16 protein-coding genes and 1 pseudogene are annotated in these 20,688 nt (G+C 63.5%); 8 read left to right on the forward strand and 9 right to left on the reverse strand.

The genetic code is table 11. The features are described 5' to 3' along the window. Positions 1–45: 45 nt before the first annotated feature. From mctP to BLQ92_RS26035, 3 genes are all read right to left on the reverse strand, one after another. Complete coding sequence (gene mctP / locus BLQ92_RS26025; protein WP_090688341.1) at positions 46–1,596, reverse strand: monocarboxylate uptake permease MctP; 1,551 nt, start codon at positions 1,594–1,596, stop codon at positions 46–48. Next, complete coding sequence (locus tag BLQ92_RS26030; RefSeq protein WP_090688344.1) at positions 1,593–1,832, reverse strand: DUF3311 domain-containing protein; 240 nt, start codon at positions 1,830–1,832, stop codon at positions 1,593–1,595. Before BLQ92_RS26030 ends, mctP begins: the two co-directional genes overlap by 4 nt. 202 nt (positions 1,833–2,034) lie before the next feature. Next, positions 2,035–2,949 (reverse strand): class I SAM-dependent methyltransferase, encoded by a 915-nt coding sequence (locus BLQ92_RS26035; protein WP_090688346.1) that lies wholly within the window; start codon positions 2,947–2,949, stop codon positions 2,035–2,037. Positions 2,950–3,185: 236 nt separating this feature from the next. On the opposite strand from BLQ92_RS26035, the gene BLQ92_RS26040 reads away from it, so the two are divergent. Further along, positions 3,186–3,881: a P-loop NTPase family protein gene (locus BLQ92_RS26040; protein ID WP_090688349.1), complete on the forward strand. Its 696-nt coding sequence runs from the start codon at positions 3,186–3,188 to the stop codon at positions 3,879–3,881. Position 3,882: 1 nt separating this feature from the next. Here BLQ92_RS26040 and BLQ92_RS26045 read toward each other — a convergent pair whose 3' ends face one another. Further along, entirely contained in the window at positions 3,883–4,416 is a 534-nt protein-coding gene (locus tag BLQ92_RS26045) for a DNA-deoxyinosine glycosylase (protein WP_090688352.1), read from the reverse strand. Continuing rightward, positions 4,413–5,099, reverse strand: coding sequence for a chorismate--pyruvate lyase family protein (locus tag BLQ92_RS26050; RefSeq protein WP_090688353.1), 687 nt, complete (start codon positions 5,097–5,099; stop codon positions 4,413–4,415). Before BLQ92_RS26050 ends, BLQ92_RS26045 begins: the two co-directional genes overlap by 4 nt. 240 nt (positions 5,100–5,339) lie before the next feature. Between BLQ92_RS26050 and BLQ92_RS26055 the strand changes: the two genes are divergently transcribed. After that, positions 5,340–5,843: an OmpA family protein gene (locus tag BLQ92_RS26055; RefSeq protein WP_090688356.1), complete on the forward strand. Its 504-nt coding sequence runs from the start codon at positions 5,340–5,342 to the stop codon at positions 5,841–5,843. Positions 5,844–5,859: 16 nt separating this feature from the next. Here BLQ92_RS26055 and BLQ92_RS26060 read toward each other — a convergent pair whose 3' ends face one another. Next, positions 5,860–7,668 carry a tetratricopeptide repeat protein gene (locus tag BLQ92_RS26060; protein WP_090688359.1) on the reverse strand — a complete coding sequence of 603 codons (1,809 nt, stop codon included), beginning with the start codon at positions 7,666–7,668 and terminating at the stop codon, positions 5,860–5,862. Positions 7,669–7,730: 62 nt separating this feature from the next. Next, positions 7,731–9,545: a tetratricopeptide repeat-containing glycosyltransferase family protein gene (locus tag BLQ92_RS26065; RefSeq protein ID WP_090688361.1), complete on the reverse strand. Its 1,815-nt coding sequence runs from the start codon at positions 9,543–9,545 to the stop codon at positions 7,731–7,733. Positions 9,546–9,798: 253 nt separating this feature from the next. Here BLQ92_RS26065 and BLQ92_RS26070 point away from each other — a divergent pair. After that, positions 9,799–10,050: pseudogene (locus BLQ92_RS26070) on the forward strand (hypothetical protein); the annotation flags it as partial. A gap of 236 nt (positions 10,051–10,286) precedes the next feature. Here BLQ92_RS26070 and htpG read toward each other — a convergent pair. Both htpG and BLQ92_RS26080 read right to left on the reverse strand, forming a co-directional pair. Continuing rightward, complete coding sequence (gene htpG, locus BLQ92_RS26075; protein WP_090688364.1) at positions 10,287–12,185, reverse strand: molecular chaperone HtpG; 1,899 nt, start codon at positions 12,183–12,185, stop codon at positions 10,287–10,289. 107 nt (positions 12,186–12,292) lie between these two features. Continuing rightward, positions 12,293–13,747, reverse strand: coding sequence for an aminotransferase-like domain-containing protein (locus BLQ92_RS26080; protein WP_090688366.1), 1,455 nt, complete (start codon positions 13,745–13,747; stop codon positions 12,293–12,295). A gap of 255 nt (positions 13,748–14,002) precedes the next feature. On the opposite strand from BLQ92_RS26080, the gene BLQ92_RS26085 reads away from it, so the two are divergent. From BLQ92_RS26085 to BLQ92_RS26105, 5 genes are all read left to right on the forward strand, one after another. Beyond that, on the forward strand, positions 14,003–14,710 hold the full coding sequence (locus BLQ92_RS26085) for a VOC family protein (RefSeq protein WP_090688368.1): 708 nt from the start codon (positions 14,003–14,005) through the stop codon (positions 14,708–14,710). 131 nt (positions 14,711–14,841) lie between these two features. Continuing rightward, complete coding sequence (locus BLQ92_RS26090) at positions 14,842–16,038, forward strand: aminotransferase-like domain-containing protein (RefSeq protein ID WP_090688564.1); 1,197 nt, start codon at positions 14,842–14,844, stop codon at positions 16,036–16,038. Positions 16,039–16,067: 29 nt separating this feature from the next. After that, a complete protein-coding gene (locus BLQ92_RS26095) occupies positions 16,068–16,532 on the forward strand; it encodes a RidA family protein (RefSeq protein WP_090688371.1) in 465 nt (154 codons plus the stop codon). 299 nt (positions 16,533–16,831) lie between these two features. Continuing rightward, a complete protein-coding gene (locus BLQ92_RS26100; RefSeq protein ID WP_090688374.1) occupies positions 16,832–17,716 on the forward strand; it encodes a PhzF family phenazine biosynthesis protein in 885 nt (294 codons plus the stop codon). Positions 17,717–18,205: 489 nt separating this feature from the next. Next, the gene (locus BLQ92_RS26105; protein WP_090688378.1) at positions 18,206–20,572 is read left to right on the forward strand and encodes a bifunctional diguanylate cyclase/phosphodiesterase; all 2,367 of its coding nucleotides are present in this window, start codon (positions 18,206–18,208) and stop codon (positions 20,570–20,572) included. Positions 20,573–20,688 lie beyond the last annotated feature (116 nt).

Below are 20,688 nucleotides of genomic sequence, written 5' to 3' on the forward strand. Positions count from 1 at the left end.
CAATTTTTCGTTGCGGGCGTTTTGCGGAACCTCTGGGGGAAAGATTTAGCTTTCCACGACGTCCAGATAGTCTTCCGGCCGGGTGCGATCTTCAGAGTGCTTCATGCCGACCGCACGCACGAGCAGGCTCACCACCACCGCCACCACCAGATTCACGATCAGCGACCAGACCGCCGCATAGCCGGGAATCGCGAGGCCAAACAGGTGGATCGTGAAGATCGAACTGGAGAGCTTCAGCGAAACCGCCATCCACGTGCCGGTCGCAATGCCGACCGCCCAGCCGATCAGCAGGCCGCGGTAATCGAGCATGCGCGTATAGAGGCCCAGCACGATTGCCGGCAGTGTCTGGATGATCCAGATGCCGCCCAGCAACTGCAACTGGATCGCATAGGTGAGCGGCAAGCCGAGAATGAAGGCCACCGCCCCCACCTTGACGATCAGCGAGACCAGCTTGGCGATGTTGGTCTCCTGCTCGCCCGTCATGTTGCGGTTGATGAACTCCTTGTGGATATTGCGCGTGTACAGATTGGCCGCCGCAATCGACATGATTGCCGCCGGCACCAGCGCGCCGATGCCGATGGCGGCAAACGCCACCCCGACAAACCACGACGGGAAGAAGTGCAGGAACAGCGCCGGCACCGCGAAGTTCGGGCCGAAGGCCTTGAAGTACGGCGCGAACTCCGGCATGTCCTTCACGCCTGCCGCCAGCGCCATGAACCCGAGCAGCGCGAGCAGGCCGAGTACCAGCGAGTACGCCGGCAGCATCGCCATATTGCGGCGAATCGTATTACCCGACTTCGACGAAAGCACCGCGGTAATCGAGTGCGGATACAGGAACAGCGCCAGCGCCGAACCGACCGCGAGCGTCGCGTATGCGCTATAGCCGTTCAGGTTCGACACGTCCGGCGCCTTGAGCAGCAGCTTGGCCGGCGGCACCGCACCGAAGATATGGCCGAAGCCACCCAGTTGCGGCGGAATCACAATCACCGCAGCGGCGATCGTGATGTAGATCAGCAGATCCTTGACGACCGCGATCATGGCCGGCGCGCGCAGGCCCGAGGTGTACGTGTAGGCCGCGAGAATCGCGAAGGCGATGATCAGTGGCAGATCGCCCACAAAGCCCGTGGTATCGAAACCGAGCGCGCCGATCACCACTTCGATCCCGACCAGTTGCAGCGCGATATACGGCATGGTGGCGACGATACCGGTCAAAGCGACCGCCAGCGCGAGCATCCGGCTGCCATAGCGGGCATTGACGAAGTCCGCGGACGTCACGTAGCCCTGACGTTTCGCAATGCTCCACAGCTTGGGGAACACCACGAACGCAAACGGATAGATCAGGATCGTATAAGGCAGCGCGAAAAAACCGGTCGCTCCCGCGCCGAACACGAGCGCCGGCACGGCGATGAAGGTGTAAGCGGTGTACAGGTCGCCGCCCAGCAGGAACCACGTGACGATGGTGCCGAAGCGGCGGCCGCCCAGGCCCCACTCTTCGAGATGGGCGAGATCGCCGCGCCGCCAGTGGGCCGCGATAAAGCCAAGAATCGTGACGCCGATAAAGAACAGGACAAAGACAAAGGTGGCGACGGGATTCATTGAGCGCCCCCTTGCGAGCTATCCGGCGAACGTTTTTTGGTCTTGAAGTAGACGAGTGCCGTGATGACCGCGCTGATCAGCACCCACAGCAGTTGATACCAGTAGAAGAACGGGAAATCGAACAGTTGGGGTTCGACCTTGTTGTATAACGGCACCCAGATCATGGCGATCCAGGGAAGCAACAGCAACCAGAGCCAGCGTTTGCTGGCCTTGTTCGCGTCGGCGTCGTGAGCCATGACGTCTCCTCTTTCCTTTTATTGACTTGTGTCCCGTAGTTGACGGGCGGTGGGCCCGGGCCCCAGGTGCGGGAAGCCGCGCCGCCGGTAAGCCACGGGCGCCCCGAAAGCAATGAAAGAGTATAGGAGTCGCGAAGGTACGGTCAAGCAGGGGCGACCCGAGGCCAAAGCCGCGGCAATGGCCGCCCCCTACGCAAGAAGCTTAGATGGTGAACGAACCGGTCTTCTGGCCGGTCGATTCCTGCAGACCCTTGATCCACTTGCGCGCCGGCAAGCTCAGCTCGGCTTCGATCAGCTTGGCGCGCGCTTGCAGCGTCGCGAACGGCACGTCGAGCGCCGGGCCCGAAAACGCGATCGCCACGCGGTTGCCGTCGTGCACTTCAGGCAGCGCGACCACGCGGCCGTCGAAGGCTTCGTTCAGACGCTTCATGTTGCGCACGAAGCTCGGATGATCGCCAAACAGGTTCACCGTCACCACGCCCGCGTCCGTCAGACACGCGCGCACGGCGCGGTAGAACGCCACGCTGTCGAGCACCGGACCGCGCGCCGTCGCGTCATAGACGTCGATCTGCAGCGCGCCGATCGTGCCGTGGTTGGCGCGCTCGTTGACGAAATCCCATGCGTCGGTTTCGTGCACGGTGAGGCGGGCATCGTCCGACGGCAACTGGAACATCGTGCGCGCGGCCACTACCACCGCCGGATTCAGTTCGACGGCTTCCACCTTCGAGCGCTTCAGGAAACGATGCGCGAACTTGGTCAGCGCGGCCGCGCCCAAACCAAGCTGGACGATACGCTTCGGCGCTTCGAGAAACAGCAGCCAGGCCATCATCTGCTGCGCGTATTCGAGTTCGATGTGATCGGGCTTGCGCAGACGCATCGCACCCTGTACCCATTCGGTACCGAAGTGCAGATAGCGCACGCCGCCCTCCTCCGAGAACGTCACCGGTGCGAAGCGCGGCTTGCGCGGCGCTTCGATTTGCGGTGCATCGTCGAGGTCTTCGTCGCGCGATGCGCGCTTGGCGGTGCGAGTCATTTTCTGTTTCGCACCGGCAGATTGGGCTTCTTTGTTGCGGAATGCACGCGCTTCAGCCGAAGCACGCTTGATCAATGTCGTCATGTGAGGATGTCGCGTCAGGAACACATTTTTAGGTCGAACGAGAGCATAGCATTCGCAGCCCACGAATTTCTTTTCCGTGTACTCTGCCTGTTGGCGGTAGGTCTCGTGTCCGTCGCCGGTTTTCAGCCTGCTCTGAGCCGGTTTTTACCTTGCTTGAACTTTGTTTCGCCGTGTCGTCATCGAAGCCTGATAGGGTCATCCGGTCAGACCCACACCACCACAAAGGATCCTCAAGCATGAGCACCATCCATTTCATTGGCGGAGAAAAAGGCGGCGTGGGCAAGTCGCTCGTCGCGCGCGTGCTGGCGCAGCACTTTATCGACACGGGCGTGCCGTTTCTGGGCTTCGACACCGACCGCTCGCATGGCGCGCTGCTGCGCTTCTACGCCGACTATGCGGCGCCTGCCGTGCTGAACGGGCATGACAGCCTCGATCCCGTGATGGAAGCGGCCCTCGAAGATCCGCAGCGGCGCATTCTGGTGGACCTCGCGGCGCAGACGCAGCAACCGCTCGCCAAGTGGTTCGAGGATTCGGATGTGCTGGGGGTGGCCGAAGAAAATGGCCTGACGCTGACGTGGTGGCACGTCATGGACAGCGGCCGCGATTCGGTGGATCTGCTGCGGCAGTGGCTCGACCAGTTCGGCGGGCGGCTCAAGCTGGTGCTGGTGCTCAACGAAGTCCGCGGCGATCGTTTCGAGATTCTGGACGCGTCCGGCGAACGCGCGCGGGCCGAGGCACTGGGGGCCAGCGTGATGACGCTGCGCCATCTGCCCGATAGCACGATGCAGAAGATCGATCAGCAGAGCACGAGCTTCTGGGCCGCCGTCAATCATCCTGACCGCGCCGCCACCGGGCTTGGTCTGCTGGAGCGGCAACGGGTGAAGGTGTGGTTGCAGCGCGTGTATGGCGAGCTGGCGAGAGTTGGCGTTTAGGCTACTTGCCGCTGCCCGGCGCGGCGTCGACTGGGGCCGGCTCGACGAGCCAGCTCCGCAATACTTCCCATGCCTTGAGCTTTTCCGCATAAGCCATGGTGTAGGCGGGGCTGCTGGAAGGAAGGCTGATGAATTCGACCTTGCCGGTGGCCCCCTGCAATGCTCGCATGCCAAGCCGGGCCGCCGTTCCGCCATTGAACGCAACGGCGGCGAGGTTCGGCAGCGATTCGACCAAGGCTATCAGGTCATTGCTCGCATGGTTGCGGATCCGGCTATCCAGGCTGCCTTCGCGCTGCGCCTCTGCGACGACATCCCATAGGCCAACGCGATGACGCAGCAGCGTCTGCAGACGCGTGGGATAGTCGAGGCTGCGAAAGTTCTCGCCAGAGATATCCCCGATTAGCGACCAGAAACGATTCTGCTTATGCGCGTAGTACTGCGATTGCGCGAGCGAGACTTCGCCCGGCAAGCTGCCCAGTACCAGCACTCTCGTGTTGGCATCCACGACCGGAGGGAAGCAGCGCTTCTGCGTCATGCAGAACTCTCATTGCGAATCTCACGCGGCGCAGGATGCGCGCGCGACGCCGTATGCTCGAGAGGCCGGCCATGCTCGCGCACATGGCTGCGCTGCGGTTCGTGCCCAGCGGACAACTCAGGCGCGCCCGATGCAAGGTGCGACCACAGCGCGGGCAACATGCACTCAGTGACCATCAGCGGCGCACCATGGCGCTCGAACACCGAGCGGCGGGCCACCAGCGCCTGCGGATGCGCCCCACCGATCTCGCGCGCGGCCAGCCGGTACAGCGGATGGCGCGCCGTGAGCCGGCGGCTCACCAGCGCCGAGCGCGCCACGCTGCTATCGCTGTAGAGCAATTCGGCAAGCGGCCGTGTGCGCAGCCGTCGCATCGCCTGCCAGACGCCCACGCTGGCGGCCAGCGGCGCAATGCTATGCGCCGCGACGAACGGCGTGCCGTCCACCGACAAAACCACCTCCCGCACCCACACCGGTGCACGCCGCTCGACGTCGAGCGCCGCGTGCTCGTCAGCCCACGGCGACGCGACGGTTTCGCGCGTGACGCGTACCGCAACCGCGCCAAGCGTGCGCAGATGCGCGGTGAGCGAGCCCCCGCGGGTGAGCCAGTCTTTCTGGTCCCGGCTGAAACCGGGTAAGGGCGCGACGCGCCAGTGGGCGTCAGCGGCGTCGAAACAGATAGCCATGGTGTCGGATTATAACGGCGTGGTGTAGGGACGCACCTCGCGGCGCACAGCTTACAAGGTTCCCCAACGCCGCGCTTTCAGGCTGACCCGCATCAACCCAAGCACAGCTTTCAGATAGGTCTGATTCTCCGCTCACCACTGCGCGCGATAAAAAGATCGGTGCATTGCCAAGTCGGCGGTCCGGCCACCCACGTGTCACGGGCACGCCGTGTGATCAGATAGCAAAGGAGAACAACAGAGATGAGAGCATTCCTGGGTGCAACCGCGTGTGCGGTGGCGCTGCTGACTTTGACCGGCTGCGCGTCGCCGCTGGATCGCGCCAAAGAGACGTCCTTGAATGAGGCCGTCGGCATTGAAGTGAAACCGGTCGCCGGTGGCATCTCCGTCAGGTTGCCTGAAGCTGCGCTGTTCGACTTCGGCAAATCGGAGATTCGCCCCGATGCCGTCGCCGTGATCAACCGTTCAGCGGTTTTGCTCAATCGCAGCAAGAAGCCGATCCTGGTCGAGGGCTATACGGACAATGTCGGCACGCTCGAATACAACCAGCAACTCTCGGAAACACGCGCCACCACGGTGGGTTATGCGCTGGTGGCACGGGGCGTGAAGATGGAGCGGATTCGCACGAAGGGAAATGCATACAACAATCCCGTGGCAAGCAACGATACGCCCGAGGGGCGCGCGCTGAACCGGCGCACCGAGATCGTGGTGCGCGGCGAGACGATGGATACGCTGATGGGACGTTAGAGTTTGCGCAGCCAGTTCATGCGCGGGTGTCCTGCAGGTAGTCTTGCAGGGCGCCTCGCACTTCTTCCAACACCGGCTCCCACCGGCCAAGCTCGCGCTGCCGAAACAGACGCGCCGACGGATACCATGGGCTGTCGGTGCGCTCGATCATCCAGCGCCAATCGGTGCAGGTGGGTAACAGGATCCACACGGGCCGGCCAGCCGCGCCCGCAAGGTGCGCGACTGCTGTGTCGACGGTAATCACCAGGTCGAGCGCATTGAAGATGGCGAGCGTATCGGTGAAGTTGACGATTTCCGGGCCCAGCATGTGCATGCCGATCTCCCCCGGCAAGGCAGCCGCTTCCTCCCCGGCGCGACCCATCTGCACCGAAAACCACTTCACGCCGGGTTGCTCGATGATGATCCGAAACCGCTCCAACGGAATCGAGCGAAAGCGGTCGAGCCCGTAAGCCGGATTTCCCGCCCAGACCAGCCCGATACGCTTTCTGCGCGTCGCAGACCGATCCGCATCATCGATCGCATCGATCGCATCGATCGCATCGAGCCGCTTCTGCCAGCGGCGAGCGTCATCGGGCGCGGCAGTCAGATAGGGCATGGCGAGCGGGAGCATCGACGGTTCGAGTTTCATATGCTCCGGCATCCTGAGCATGCGGCACCAGTAATCGTATGGCCCGGGCGGCACCGTGGTCCAGGCTGCGTGAACACCGGCCGCGTTGCGCGCGAGTTCACCCAACGGCGCCTCGACCCAGACGTCGACGCTCGCGCCTTGCCGGTGCAGCCAGTCGGCCAGCCGCAAGAACTGGAGTTGATCCCCAAGCCCCTGCTCGCCAACCAGCAGAAACCTGCACCCTGCGACGGGCTCGCCCTGCCACTCTGGATAACCAGGACGAACCAGATCGTGGTTTTCAGGCAGGGCTTCATGCCAGCGGTACTGTTTCCAGCCCCGTTCGAAGTCACCGAGACGCAGTTGGGTCGCCGCTAGATTGAATTGCATGCGCGGGTTGTCGGGCAGCAGTTCCGCGGCCTCGATGGTATGCACGCGCATAGGGTCGAATTTGCCGAGCGTGTTGAACGCGTATGACGCATTGTGATGCAGCCATGCATTCTGCGGATCGACGGCGAGCCCCTGCACCGCCACACCGATGGCCTCCCTGAAGCGGTGGATGCTGTTCATTGCGAAGGCGAGCCGCTCGAGCGCGGCGGCGTCGCCGGCAAAGCGCGTACGGAGCTTGGCGAGCAGTCCGTCGATCTGGGTGTCGCGTCCGGCTTGCGACATGGCAGTGATCAGCTCGAGCGCGTCGGAGATCTGGGTCGAGTCGAGCGCCCAGGCTCTTTGCCAATAGTCTGCGGCTTCATCCAACTGGCCAAGCTCCGAGCTCACTCGGGCCAAGCCAAGCACCGCATGATGCAGCCCCGGATCCAGTTCAAGCGCCTTGCTGTAATGCAAGCGCGCCTCGGCGAAGCGGTTGGACAAGCGCAGAGAATCGGCCAGATTCCGATGCAGGGTGACCGTGCTGCCCGCAAGGCTAAGCGCGCGATGATAGAACGCTTCCGCCGCCACCAGATCTCCCGTCGCGCTGGCCAGAATCCCGCGATGCTCCCAGATGTCCGCCCGCTGCGGAGCAGCGCTCAGCGCCGCGTCCAGATACTGACGCGACCGGTCGTTCTGCTCCAGACGAAAGCAGGCAATACCCATTCTGTGCAGCGCATGCGCATGCTGGGGTTGCAGTGCCAGCACCTGCTGGTATTGCTGCATCGCTTCATGGGTCTCATGCGCTGTCAGACAGGCGTCAGCGCGTGCGATCAGTGCATCGATTTCTTCCATGCGGGTCGAGAAAAAAGTTCGTGTATAGACGCGCTCTGGATTCCGGCGCGCCGGTCAGCGCCTCACTGCGCTGCGCGCCTCTGCGCCATCGTCTCCAGGCGCGCCACCACCCGCTCGACCACGGGTGCCCATGCACCCGGCTCGGGCTGCCGGTAGAGCTCGACGGAGTCGTACCAGGGTTGCGTTTGCGCGTTGCCCCAAGACCAGTGCGAGACGTGATCGAGCATCGCCAGCACCGGCGCACCCAGCGCGCCACCGAGATGGAGCGGCGCGCTGTCGATGGTCACGACGGCATCGAGTGCCGTGACATGCGCCGCCACGTCGTCGAAGCCGGCCTCATAGAACCCGGTCAGGTCATGCACGCGACAACCTTGCGCTGCGATGGCCGCGACATCCGCGCTCCAGCCAGGCGTCAGCGGATGAAACACCACGCCAGGCAGCGCAAGCAGCGGCGCGAGTTCCGCGAGAGGGATGGAACGTTTGGCGTCGCGCCGGTGCGTGGGGCTGCCGCGCCATACAAGGCCAACATGCAGCGAAGCTGGCTGCGCATCGGCCCCCCTCACCTTGCTTTGCCATTGCGCGACACGCTGCGAATCCGGTTGCAGGTAAGGCGCACCGCGCACCTGCTCCGGCTGCAGGCCGAGCGTGAGCGGCAAGCTCATGACCGGCAAGCCGAAGTCGGGCTTGCCGAGCGGCCCGTCTTCGATCGACACGCAATCGGCGTAAAAGCGCGCGAGCAACGGCTGCAGCGCCCGGCGCACTGCCAGCACCAGCCGACCGCCTTCATCATGGACGCGCGCGCCCAGTTCCGGCACGAACCGCACCATCTGGATATCGTCGCCGTTACCCTGCTCGCTGTGCACGACCAGCGTCTTGCCGGCCAGCGGCTCGCCACGCCAGCGCGGGCACAGGTTCGCCAGCACGGAAATCACGTTGTTCGCTTCACGGTCGTTGCGTTTGAGCCGCGCTTCGAAACGCGCCCACCCGGCGGACCAGTCGCCACGGCGCAACTCCAGGTCGGCAAGATCGAGCGCTGACATCGCGGCATTCGGGTCGAGCGCGAGCGAAGCATGCAGCGTCGCCTCGCTTTCGCTGTACCGCGCCTGCTCGGCGAGGTACTGGGCAATAGCGGCGATCACCACCGCATTACCTGGCGCGGCCGCATCGACCGCGCGCATTGTCGCCTCGGCGCCTGCCGCGTCGTTGCGTTGCCATTGCGCGTGACTCAGTTGCCAGGCCATTTCCGTATCAGCCGGATTCCTGGCGAGCACCTCGCGGCAGACCCGCTCGACCGTGTCCCAATCGCGCATCTCCCGATACGCCAACGCGAGATGCAGCGGCAAGGCGGAATGAAGCGCCGGGTCGAGCGCGTAGGCTCGCGCGAGCGCCTCGCGCCGCTCGGTGTTAGCCACGGCACTGGGCAGTGACGACAGCGCGATCGCCAGCCACCAGGGTGCGCGCGCATCTTGAGGCGCGAGGCGACTGTAAGCGCGCAGCATATGCGCCGCAGCCGAATGCGCCCGGCAATGGTCGATCAGCCAGACAATCCAACCGATCGATGCCTCGACAGGTTGCGCCGCAACGGCCAGCTCGCTGTGATGCTGCGCTACCTCCTGGCGGCCCAGTGCGTCGGCAAACAGCGCGATGCGCGCATAGCGGCCACCGCTCATGCTCTCCCCCGCACCCAGCGAGGCACTGTGGTACGCCTGCTCGAAGTGCCCGGCGCCCGCACACAGGTCGGCATGAAGCTGCGGCGTCAGGCCGTCTTGCGCCAAGGCGACAGCGCGCTCCTGGGCGGCCTCGAAGCCGTGCTCGCGCAAGGCGGACCACACGAGATAGACAGGATCGGCCGACGTGGCTGCGTTTGTTTCGGACATGAGAAGGAACCGGGAAATGACAATGAGACCTCCGCTCGCCACACGCAGTAATCGAAGTCATTGCAAGATCGATCGCGCGTCCGGAGCGGGAACCCCACAGGATATGATGAAATTTCCCTACGTCATCTCATATTCAAATCTCAAAATAATCGCGTTGATAATTTTTATTTAGTAAACCATACTGATTTTCCGTTCTGTCGAACGAAACCCGCCTTTTTAAGCCATATTCAGAACAATCGTAAAGGAAACGAAATTGAATAAGAACGGAAAAGAAACCTCTGATCGCATCGCACATCTGGCCGCCCTGGTACTAAGACGACCCGATGCACTCCCTATCGAAAAGGAACTGGCAGGTTCAGCGCTAGCGCAGCACCACACGTCGAAGCACACCAGCGCGGCGATAGGTAGTCTGGCGGCAAAGATATTGGCGGACCGCAGTGCGTGTGAGGAAGCGAAGGAGCTGGCGGGGTCCGTGCTCACGCAGGTTCGTCAGCACGAGCACGCTCCGGCGCGTCAAAAGATAGACCTTGACCTGCCAACAATCGGGCAACGACCGGCTAATGATCGGCCAATAACTGGACAATAAGCGCCCAACAAGCGCCTACCGGGCAGCGGTTCGTCCACGTCGCAGCCTGTCGTGCGACGCGTACCGCTGCAGTGTGCAAAAAAAATGCGCTGCCAAGCAGCGCATTTTTCAACTTACTGACCCGTCAAAAACCGGCGTCTCAAGCTCTCCCCGCCTCAACCCGCGCGAGCCAGCAGCAACGCATTGGTCCGCTTGACGAAGCTCGCCGGATCTTCCAGCGCGCCGCCTTCCGCGAGCAATGCCTGGTCGAACAGCAGGTGGCACCAGTCGTCGAAATTCGCGGTATCCGCATGCAGACCCTTCACCAGAGCGTGCTCCGGATTCACTTCGAGAATCGGATGGAACGACGGCGCGTTCTGGCCCGCAGCCTTCAGCATGCGCTGCAGGTAGCCGCTCATCTCACCATCGTCGGCCACGAGACAGGACGGCGAATCGGTCAGACGGAACGTCAGACGCACGTCCTTCGCCTTGTCCTTGAGCGCTTCCTTCATCTTCTCGACCAGCGGCTTCAGCTCTTCGCTGACCTTCTCCTGAGCCTGCTTTTCTTCGTCGTTCAAGGCGCCCAGATCGAGATCGCCACGCGCCACGCTTTGCAGCGGCTTGCCGTCGAATTCATTGAGGAACGACAGCATCCATTCGTCGACGCGGTCCGTCAGCAGCAGCACTTCCACGCCCTTCTTGCGGAACACCTCGAGGTGCGGGCTATGGGTCGCGGCCTGGAAGGTGTCGGCGGTGACGTAGTAGATCTTGGTCTGCTCGGGCTTCATGCGCGCGACGTAATCCGCCAGCGCAACATTCTGCTCCGGCGAATCCGTATGCGTCGACGCAAAGCGCAGCAGCTTGGCGATCCGGTCCTTGTTGGCAAAGTCTTCGCCCACGCCTTCTTTCAGCGCCTGACCGAATTCCTTCCAGAAGGTCGCGTACTTTTGCTTGCCGGCATCGTCCTCGGCATTCGCCAGCTCTTCGAGCATCGACAGCGAGCGCTTCGTCACGCCTTCGCGGATCGCCTTCACGTCGCGGCTTTCCTGGAGGATTTCGCGCGACACGTTCAGCGGCAGGTCGCTCGAATCGACCACACCCTTCACGAAACGCAGATACGCGGGCAGCAGTTGCTCGGCGTCGTCCATGATGAAGACGCGCTTCACATACAGCTTCAGCCCGCCGCGATGGTCGCGGTTCCACATGTCGAACGGCGCCGCGCTCGGCACATACAGCAGTTGCGTGTATTCGCTACGGCCTTCGACGCGGTTATGCGTCCAGGTCAGCGGATCCTGATGATCGTGCGACAGGTGCTGGTAGAACTGCTTGTACTGCTCGTCCGTGATGTCGTTCTTCGAACGGGTCCACAGCGCGCTTGCCTGGTTGACGGTCTCGTCCTCGTCCTTCGTGACCATCTCGCTCTTTTCCGCGTCCCATTCTTCCTTCTTCATCAGGATGGGCAGCGCGACGTGGTCCGAGTACTTCTGGATGATCGACTTCAGGCGGTGCGACGACAGCAGTTCGTCTTCGTCGGCGCGCAGATGCAGCGTGATGGTTGTGCCGCGTTGCGCGCGCTCGATCGTCTCCACCGCGAAATCGCCCTCGCCGGCGCTTTCCCAGCGCACGCCTTCGGCCGCCGCCAAACCGGCACGGCGCGTTTCGACCGTGATCTTGTCGGCAACGATAAAGCCCGAGTAGAAGCCCACGCCGAACTGGCCGATCAGCGCCGCGTCCTTCTGCTGGTCGCCGGAGAGCTTGCCGAAGAATTCCTTGGTGCCCGAGCGCGCGATCGTGCCGAGGTGCGAAATCGCTTCGTCGCGGCTCATGCCGATACCGTTGTCGTCGATCGTGACGGTGCGGGCGGCCTTGTCGTACGACACGCGAATCCGCAGGTTCGGGTCGTTTTCGTAGAGCGCGTTGTTTTCGATGGCTTCGAAGCGCAGCTTGTCTGCCGCATCCGAGGCGTTCGAGATCAGCTCGCGCAGGAAAATTTCCTTGTTGCTGTACAGCGAATGGATCATCAGTTGCAGAAGCTGTTTCACTTCTGCCTGAAAGCTCATGGTTTCTTGTGCCATGGTCAGACTTCCTCTCTGTGTGTTGCGGTTGATTCGGTGGCGGGCGTGAGCGGCGACGCGGCTCACGCAGCGGATCGGGGGCCTAATTGGGTACTATCGGCGCCATTTCAAGAGGCGCGCCGCGCGACCCCGTCCAGATAACGGCACAGGAACGGCGACAGCGCCGGGTCGCCGCAATTGGCGACGTTAAAACGGGTCCAGCTAGAGGGCGACTGCTGCGGCGAAAACAGGCTCCCCGGCGTCAGCAGAAAGCCCGCTTCATGCGCAGCGGCGGCCAGCACGTCCGAATCGACGCCGGTATCGGCCCACAGGAACATCCCCGCGCCGGGGGTCTGGAACAGCGTCAGGCCGGTCTTTTCCAGCATCCGGGCGGTCTTGTCGCGCACCCCGTCCAGACGCGCGCGCAGCTTCTCGACGTGCCGCCGGTAGTGGCCCTCGGTGAGGATCTTGTACAGCACGCGCTCGTTCAGTTCGGGGCTCGTCATGCCGACCAGCATCTTCTGGTCCGTGACGGCTCTCGCCACCTCCGGCGCACAGGCGATGAAACCAACGCGCAGGTTGGGCGCGAGCGTCTTCGAAAAGCTGCTGAGGTAGATCACGCGCTTTAACTGGTCGAGGCTTGCGAGGCGGGTGGCCGGATAGCCGGGCGGGCACAGATCGCCGTAGATATCGTCTTCGACGACGATGAAATCGTATTCTTCGGCGAGACGCAGGATGCGAAACGCCTGCGCCGCGGTCAGCGAGGTGCCGGTGGGGTTCTGCAACACCGAGTTGATCACAAGCATTTTCGGGCGCCACGTCTGCAACAGCGTCTCGAGCGCGTCCAGATCCGGGCCGTCGGGGGTGTACGGCATGCCGACGAGGCGCGCACCCTGCGACGCGAAACGGCCGAACATCTGGAACCAGGCCGGATCGCCGACGATCACCGCATCGCCGGGCTGCACGAAGATGCGCGCAATCAGATCGATTGCCTGGGTGATGCCCGAGGTGAGCACGATCTGCTCCGGCGACGCACCGATTTCCAGTTCCTCGAGCCGGGTCTGCAACTGCTGGCGCAGCGGCAGGAAGCCTTGCGCCGTGCCGAAACCGAGCATCTGCGCCCCGCTTTGCCGGCCCAGGGTGCGCAGCGCGCCGGTAATCAGTTCGCCGTCGAGCCAGCGGCTCGGCAAGTACCCTAGACCGGGACCGCGTTCCGGGCGGGTCGAGGTTTGCAGCATGTTGCGCAGCAGCCAGACCACGTCGATCGTGCTCGAAACGGGCGCGGCCTCGGTATTCTGACGGCGCTCGCCGGGCATTGGGGCAACCAGACGCTCGCGCACGTAGAACCCGGAGCCGCGCCGCGAATCCAGGTAGCCTTGCGCAACAAGGCGCTCATACGCCTCCACCACCGTGAAGCGCGACACGCCCTTGTCGAGCGCCAGCTTGCGGATGGACGGCATGCGCATGCCGGCGCGGAACACGCGCTCCTCGATACGGCGGCGCGCCCACTGGACGAGTTGGTCGACAAGCGTCAGCGACGAGGCGTCATGCGGGGCGGGAATCTGGTCGAGCGCGGTGGACATGGTGGGCTCCAACTGTACCGAACACTATCTCGCCGATTGTACCGTTACTGTGCAGGTCACGAACGCTACATTCGAACTGAAGCGGTGGCACGAAAATCGGCTTGGGCGCGCCGTCTCGCAGATGCCGAACCATGCCAATCGCCAGACCTCACCGGCAAACGGTTATGCTTACGGCCCCGGCACCGCCGTCGGCCCTGCCGCAGGTACGCCGCGGGTTTGCCTGTCTCACCGCAGAATCCGTCTTTGTTCACCGCCATGACTGCTCATACGCTTCAGCTCGACCACCTCGTGATCTCCGCCCGCACGCTCGACGAGGGCACCCAGTATGTCGCCGATACACTCGGCGTGGCGCCGGCCGGCGGCGGCGCGCATCCACTGATGCGCACCCATAACCGGCTGTTGAACCTGTGGGGCGGTGGTTATCTGGAGGTGATTGCCATCGATCCCGAGGCCGAGGCTCCCGCCAGCGATGCCGCAGCCCGCCCGCGCGTGTTCGCGCTCGACGCGCCGAAGACCCACGCACGGCTGGCAAGCGGCCCGTACCTCTCGCACTGGGTGGTACGGGTCGATCGGCCGAGAAATCTGCCCCGCTGGCAGGCCCAGTACCCGCAGCGCATCCCGCCGGTCGTGCCGATGAGCCGCGGCGCGTTCACCTGGGCTCTGGCGGTGCCGGACGACGGCGCCTTCCCGAGCTGGCAAGGCGCTGGCGACGGCATCGTACCGACGCTGATCCAGTGGGACACGGCGCAGCACCCGTCGGCTGTGCTGCCAGAAACCGGCCTGGCGCTGAAGTCGCTGAAGGCGGTGCACCCGCAGGCCGAGACCGTCGAGGCCCACCTGCGCTGGCTCGGCGCGGCGCACCTGATCGCCGTGTCCGCGCCGCCGGAGGCCGAAGGCGCCGCGGCAGAAGCCGCGCTGGTGGCCGAAATCGAGACCCCGGCCGGCCTGCGCACCCTGAAATAGCTGCACGAGCGCCCAACCGGGCGCGGCAAGTTAAGGCGCATCGCGCCTTAAGAAGCGCGCGCAGTCAGGCGACTCGCGCGATAATGGAAGTTTTTGACGAATCCGATCCAGCAACACCTGTCGAGGAAACCATGGACCAAAGCGACCTTCAAGCCCCCACGTGGCAACTTTCCGAACGCGCACGCAAGCTCACCAGCTCGGCGATTCGCGAAATCCTGAAGGTCACCGAACGGCCGGAAGTCATTTCGTTCGCCGGCGGCCTGCCGTCCCCGGCCACCTTCCCCGCCGAGCGCATGCGCGAAGCATCCGACCGCATCCTGCGCGACTCGCCCGCCGCCGCGCTGCAATACAGCGCCACCGAAGGCTACCTGCCGCTGCGCGAATGGATCGCGACGCGCTACTCGGTCAACGGCGCGCAAATCCGCGCCTCGCAGGTGCTGATCACCACCGGCTCGCAGCAAGCGCTGGATCTGCTCGGCAAGGTGCTGATCTGCCCGGAGAGCCCGGTGCTGGTCGAAACGCCGACTTACCTCGGCGCCTTGCAATCGTTTTCAATGTACGAGCCGCGCTACGTCCAGGTGGCGACCGACGACAACGGCCTGATCCCCGAGGCGCTCACGCCTGAGCTGACGGCCGGCGCGCGCCTGCTGTACGCCCAGCCGAACTTCCAGAATCCGACCGGCCGCCGCCTGCCGCTCGAGCGCCGCCGCGCGCTCGCCGAACTGGCCAAGAGCGCCCCGTTCCCGATCATCGAAGACGACCCGTACGGCGCGCTCGACTACGCGGGCGAACCGCTGCCGACCATGCTGTCGATGGCGCCCGATCACATCGTGCACCTCGGCTCGTTCTCGAAGGTGCTCGCCCCGGGCCTGCGCATCGGCTACATCATTGCCCCCGAAGAACTGCACTTCAAGCTGGTCCAGGCCAAGCAGGCCACCGACCTGCACACGCCGAGCTTCACGCAACGCATCGTGCACGAAGTCGTCAAAGACGGCTTCCTCGACACGCACGTGCCGACCATCCGCGCGCTGTATCGCGACCAATGTGCAGCCATGCTGGCCGCACTCGAACGCTACATGCCGGAAGGCGTAAGCTGGAACCGCCCGGAAGGCGGCATGTTCATTTGGGTGAATCTGCCCGGCCAGATCGACAGCATGAAGCTGCTCGAAGAAGCCGTTGCACAGAATGTCGCCTTCGTGCCGGGTGGCCCGTTTTATGCGGACAAAGGCCAGGCCAACACGTTGCGCCTGTCTTTCGTCACGGTGCCGCCTGCCAAGATCGACGAAGGTGTGGCCCGCCTTGCGGCACTGATCCGCGCACGCGTCTGACCTCTTCTCTCTTATTCACAGGACACGTCATGTCTCAAGCAAATGTGTATGACAAGCTGAAGGAACTGGGCATCGAACTGCCCACCGCCGGTGCACCCGCAGCGGCCTATGTGATGAGCGCCCAGAGCGGCAACACGGTTTACCTGTCGGGCCACATTGCCAAGAAGGACGGCAAGGTGTGGGCTGGCAAGCTCGGCGCCACAATCTCCACCGAGGAAGGCAAGCTCGCTGCGCGCTCGATCGCCATCGACCTGCTGGCCACGCTGCACGCGCATGTGGGCGACCTGAACCGCGTCACGCGCATCGTCAAGCTGATGAGCCTCGTGAACTCGACGCTCGAGTTCACCGAGCAGCATCTCGTCACCAACGGCGCGTCCGAACTGATCGCCGACGTGTTCGGCGAGCGCGGCAAGCACGCGCGCTCGGCCTTCGGCGTGGCGCAGATCCCGCTCGGCGCCTGCGTCGAGATCGAGATGATTGCCGAAGTCGAATAAGCCTGCCGCTTGCCGGCGCCGCCTGTTTCCCAGGCGGTGCCGGCGGCCTCGCTACCTGCCACGCGTCGTGCGGTGCTTAGCCACCCACGGCGCGTTTTGTTTGGCGCCGCCGCCCGGGCCGCCCCACCCACCGCCGCTTTTCGGCAATTGGCGTTTTTCAATATCGTTATTGCGCTTTTAGTCAATCGAACCAATAAAAACACTCATAAACTACACAAAAAACCACTCAATGCCGGTGGCTGGAACCCCAATCCCACAGTAGAATCGGCCGTCGCGCCACTCAATTACCAATGAGTCCCATGCCCGCTCGCACTGTCCGCTTCAAACAAGTCGACGTTTTCACTGCGGTGCCATTCAAGGGCAATCCGCTTGCGGTCGTGTTCGACGCCGACGATCTGGACGACGCCCAGATGCAGGCCATCGCCCATTGGACCAATCTGTCGGAGACCACGTTTCTCGTCAAGCCGACCGACCCGGCTGCGGACTATCGCGTACGCATCTTTACGACCCAGCAGGAATTGCCGTTCGCAGGCCATCCCACGCTGGGCACGGCTCATGCGTTGCTCGAGAGCGGCTATCAGCCGAAACTGTCAGGCAAACTGTTTCAGCAATGCGGCGCCGGCCTCGTCGAACTGAATGCGCAACAAGGCGGTGCATGGGCCTTCGCAGCGCCGCCCGCGCGTGTTACGGCCTTGCCGACCGATTTGTACGCAGCACTCGCACAAGCCTTACGCAGCGACGCCGTCGATTTCAGCGCCCCGCCGTGCGCGATCGATAACGGGGTGCCCTGGTTGGTGGTGCGCTTGAAAACGGCTGCAGACTGTCTCGCCATCGAACCGGATGCAGCAGCGCTCACGCGTGTGGTCAAAGCGGCCGGTATGTTGGGCGTCGCGCTCTACGGTCCGCATGAAGCCGACGGCCCGGCCACTTTCGAAGTACGCTGCCTGATGACGAATGGCAACCTCGGGTTCGACGAAGATCCGGTGACCGGCAGCGCGAACGCCGCAGTAGCGGGATTGTTGAGCGCGCAGCAGCGGCGCCCGGGCCTCTCTTACACCGCACGCCAGGGCACGGTCCTTGGCCGCGCGGGGCAGGTGTTCGTGCGCTACGACGACGCAGCGGGCAAGACCTGGATCGGCGGCTCAGCGGTCACCATCGTCGACGGGACGTTCACGCTGCCCTAGTCCACTGTATAGGGCCAGGCGCAACTCCGCACCACGCCGCGCAGATTGCATGCAAAAAACACGCACGCGGCGCTTGCCCACTTGGGCCAAGCTTGTCCACAAAACGCCTCGTCAGGACAACTCGATGTCGCACCAATGCAAGGATGGCCGGCAACGCTTGGGCGCAGGGACAGGCTTCGGCTCGACGAAGCCCTCGAAAGCGCCCGCCCGGCGTGCGTTCCGCCATGGCGGCTGCACAACGGCGAAGCATGCGGATCGCATGCCTGATAAGGCCAGCGTATACCCGCAGCATGGCCCCTTCCTTAATCCATTGGCATTCAGTAATATCGAACGGTATCGGTTGACCCATAGGTGGTCTGGCAAGACCCCACGCTCTTTCCTCCTGCGCAGCAGTCCCGGCACCTCGCTCACCATGCAGCCAATCTCGAAACCAGCGCAGTCGATGTACACGAAGTCGCTGTGGAGCGGCACACGGGCGCGGTCCACCCGATGAGTCAGTCCCGCTTCTTTGCTATGCGCGATGCAAGGCACCGCCAGGACGCGGCTGTGCCGCGTCGTCGCGCGCTGCTTGCCATTCCCGCGCTCGGCGTGCTCGTGCTGATCCTGCTATGGACCGTGATCTTCGCGCGCCTGTCGGTCGAGAAAGACGCCACCTCGCGCGAGGCGATGGCCTCTGCTGCAATCCTCTCCGCGGCGCTCGAACAGCATACGGTCAAGGCCATCCATCAGGTCGACCAGATCACGCGTTTCGTCAAATACGAATTCGAGAAAACACCCAGCCATTTCGATCTCGCCAGCACGGTTGAAAAAGGCGTGGTCCAGAGCGACACACTGGTGCAGGTGTCGATCATCGACGAACACGGCATGCTGGTGTCGAACACCGCCGAGCAGAATCCCAAACAGATCGACCTGTCCGATCGCGAGCACTTCAAGGTCCACGAGCACGAGAACGACGACCAGTTGTATATCAGCAAGCCGGTGCTCGGCCGCGTGTCGGGACAATGGACGCTGCAGATGACGCGGCGGCTCAATCATCCGGACGGCTCCTTCGCAGGCGTCGTGGTGGTCTCGGAAGACCCCAGCTACTTCACCAGCGATTTCTACAACAATGCGGCGATCGGCCGCGACGGCGTGATCGCGGTGATCTCGGACAACGGCACGGTGCTCGCACGGCGCACCGGCAGCAACGACTCCGCCAGCAAGTTCTCAGCAAGCGGCTCGTACCCGACCTCCGAGCACGTCTCGGGCACCTATGTCGATTCGATCGACAACGTCACGCGCATCTTCTCTTACCGGCATATCGACGGCTATCCGCTCGGCGTGCTGGTCGGCCTCTCGCAAGCCGAGGAGTTCGCCGACTACAACCACACGCGCAACGTCTATCTGCTGATGGCGGGCTTTATCTCGCTCGCCATGCTCAGCTTCTTCGCTGTGGCCACCGGGCTGATCGGCAAGCTGCTGGGCCGCGAGCGCGAGATGACGCATCTGGTCGAATACGATCTGCTGACCGGCCTGCGCAACCGCTATGCAACGCTGCAGAGCCTGCGCCACGACGTCGCCAACCCGGCCAACCTGAGCCGGCTCGCGATCCTCTTTATCGACCTCGACAACTTCAAGACCGTCAACGATACGCTCGGCCACAATGCCGGCGACATCGTGCTGCAGATGACCGCCTCGCGTCTGGCCGACGCGATCGGCGAAGGCGGCGATCTGAGCCGCATCGGCGGCGACGAGTTCGTGGTGGTCATCAAGGGCGACGAGGTCGAGAAACGCGCCGTCGATCTCGCCGAAGCCGCGGCCGAGGTCTTCGCCAAGCCGTTCGAAGTGCGCGGCAGCGCATTCGTGCTGCATGCGAGCATTGGCATTGCGCTCTACTCGGTGCCGAACGAAAGCGAAATCGACCTGCTGAAAAAGGCCGACCTCGCGATGTACAGCGCGAAAGACGCCGGCAAGAACTGCTACCAGTTCTACTCGCCGCAGCTCTCGCACCGCGCGGACCATCTGATGAAGTGGGAGCAGCAACTGCGCGTGGCGCTCACCGAAGGGCAACTGTTCCTCGCCTACCAGCCGAAGATCGATCTGAGCCGCCGTTGCATCACCGGCTTCGAAGCGCTGGTGCGCTGGAACCATCCGCAGCATGGACTGATTCCGGCCAATGAGTTCATACCGGTGGCGGAGTCGACCGGCCTGATCGTGCCGATCGGCGACTTCGTGATCGAGACCGCTTGCCGCCAGTTGGCGCTATGGCAACAACAGGGCTACGACACGCTCTCACTGGCGGTGAATATCTCGGCCGTGCAGTTCTGGCGCGGCGACCTGTACGAAACCATTTCGCATGCCATCGAGGAAACCGGCATCTCGGCGCGCCGCCTCGAACTCGAGATTACCGAGACCGCGATGATGGAGTACCCCGAACTGGTCTCCGAGAAAATCTTCGCGCTCAAGCGTCTCGGCGTGCGCATCGCGCTCGACGATTTCGGCACGGGCTACTCGTCGCTGTCATATCTGAATCGCTTCTCGGTCGATACGCTGAAGGTGGACCGCTCGTTCGTGCAAGCAATTCCAGGCGACCGCAGCGTCTGCGTGATGGTCACAGCCATCGTCAATCTGGCCCGCTCGCTCGGGCTCACTGTGGTGGTCGAAGGCACCGAGACCGAGGAACAGATCGCCTGGCTCGCGGCGCTCGGTCACATCGAAGCACAAGGCTTCCTGTTTTCGCGCCCGGTTCCCGTCGACGCAATTCCAGCGCTGCTCGAACGTTTCGGCGTATGCGGAATGCCTGAGCGACGCACCGTCCGAGAACCCTCTGCGGATAGCACTAGCGCAACTTCGAGCACTAGCGGACAATCCGCCTGAGCTGAGCGCGCGGGTCCGACCGCGCGCGAATGCATAACGAATATATTCAAGAGTACTGAAACATCGCGCGCGCTTTCCCGGCCATGCAAGGCGCACGACATAACAATACGGCCACA

Origin of the sequence: Paraburkholderia phenazinium, from assembly GCF_900100735.1 — a bacterium.
GTDB classification, from domain to species: domain Bacteria; phylum Pseudomonadota; class Gammaproteobacteria; order Burkholderiales; family Burkholderiaceae; genus Paraburkholderia; species Paraburkholderia phenazinia.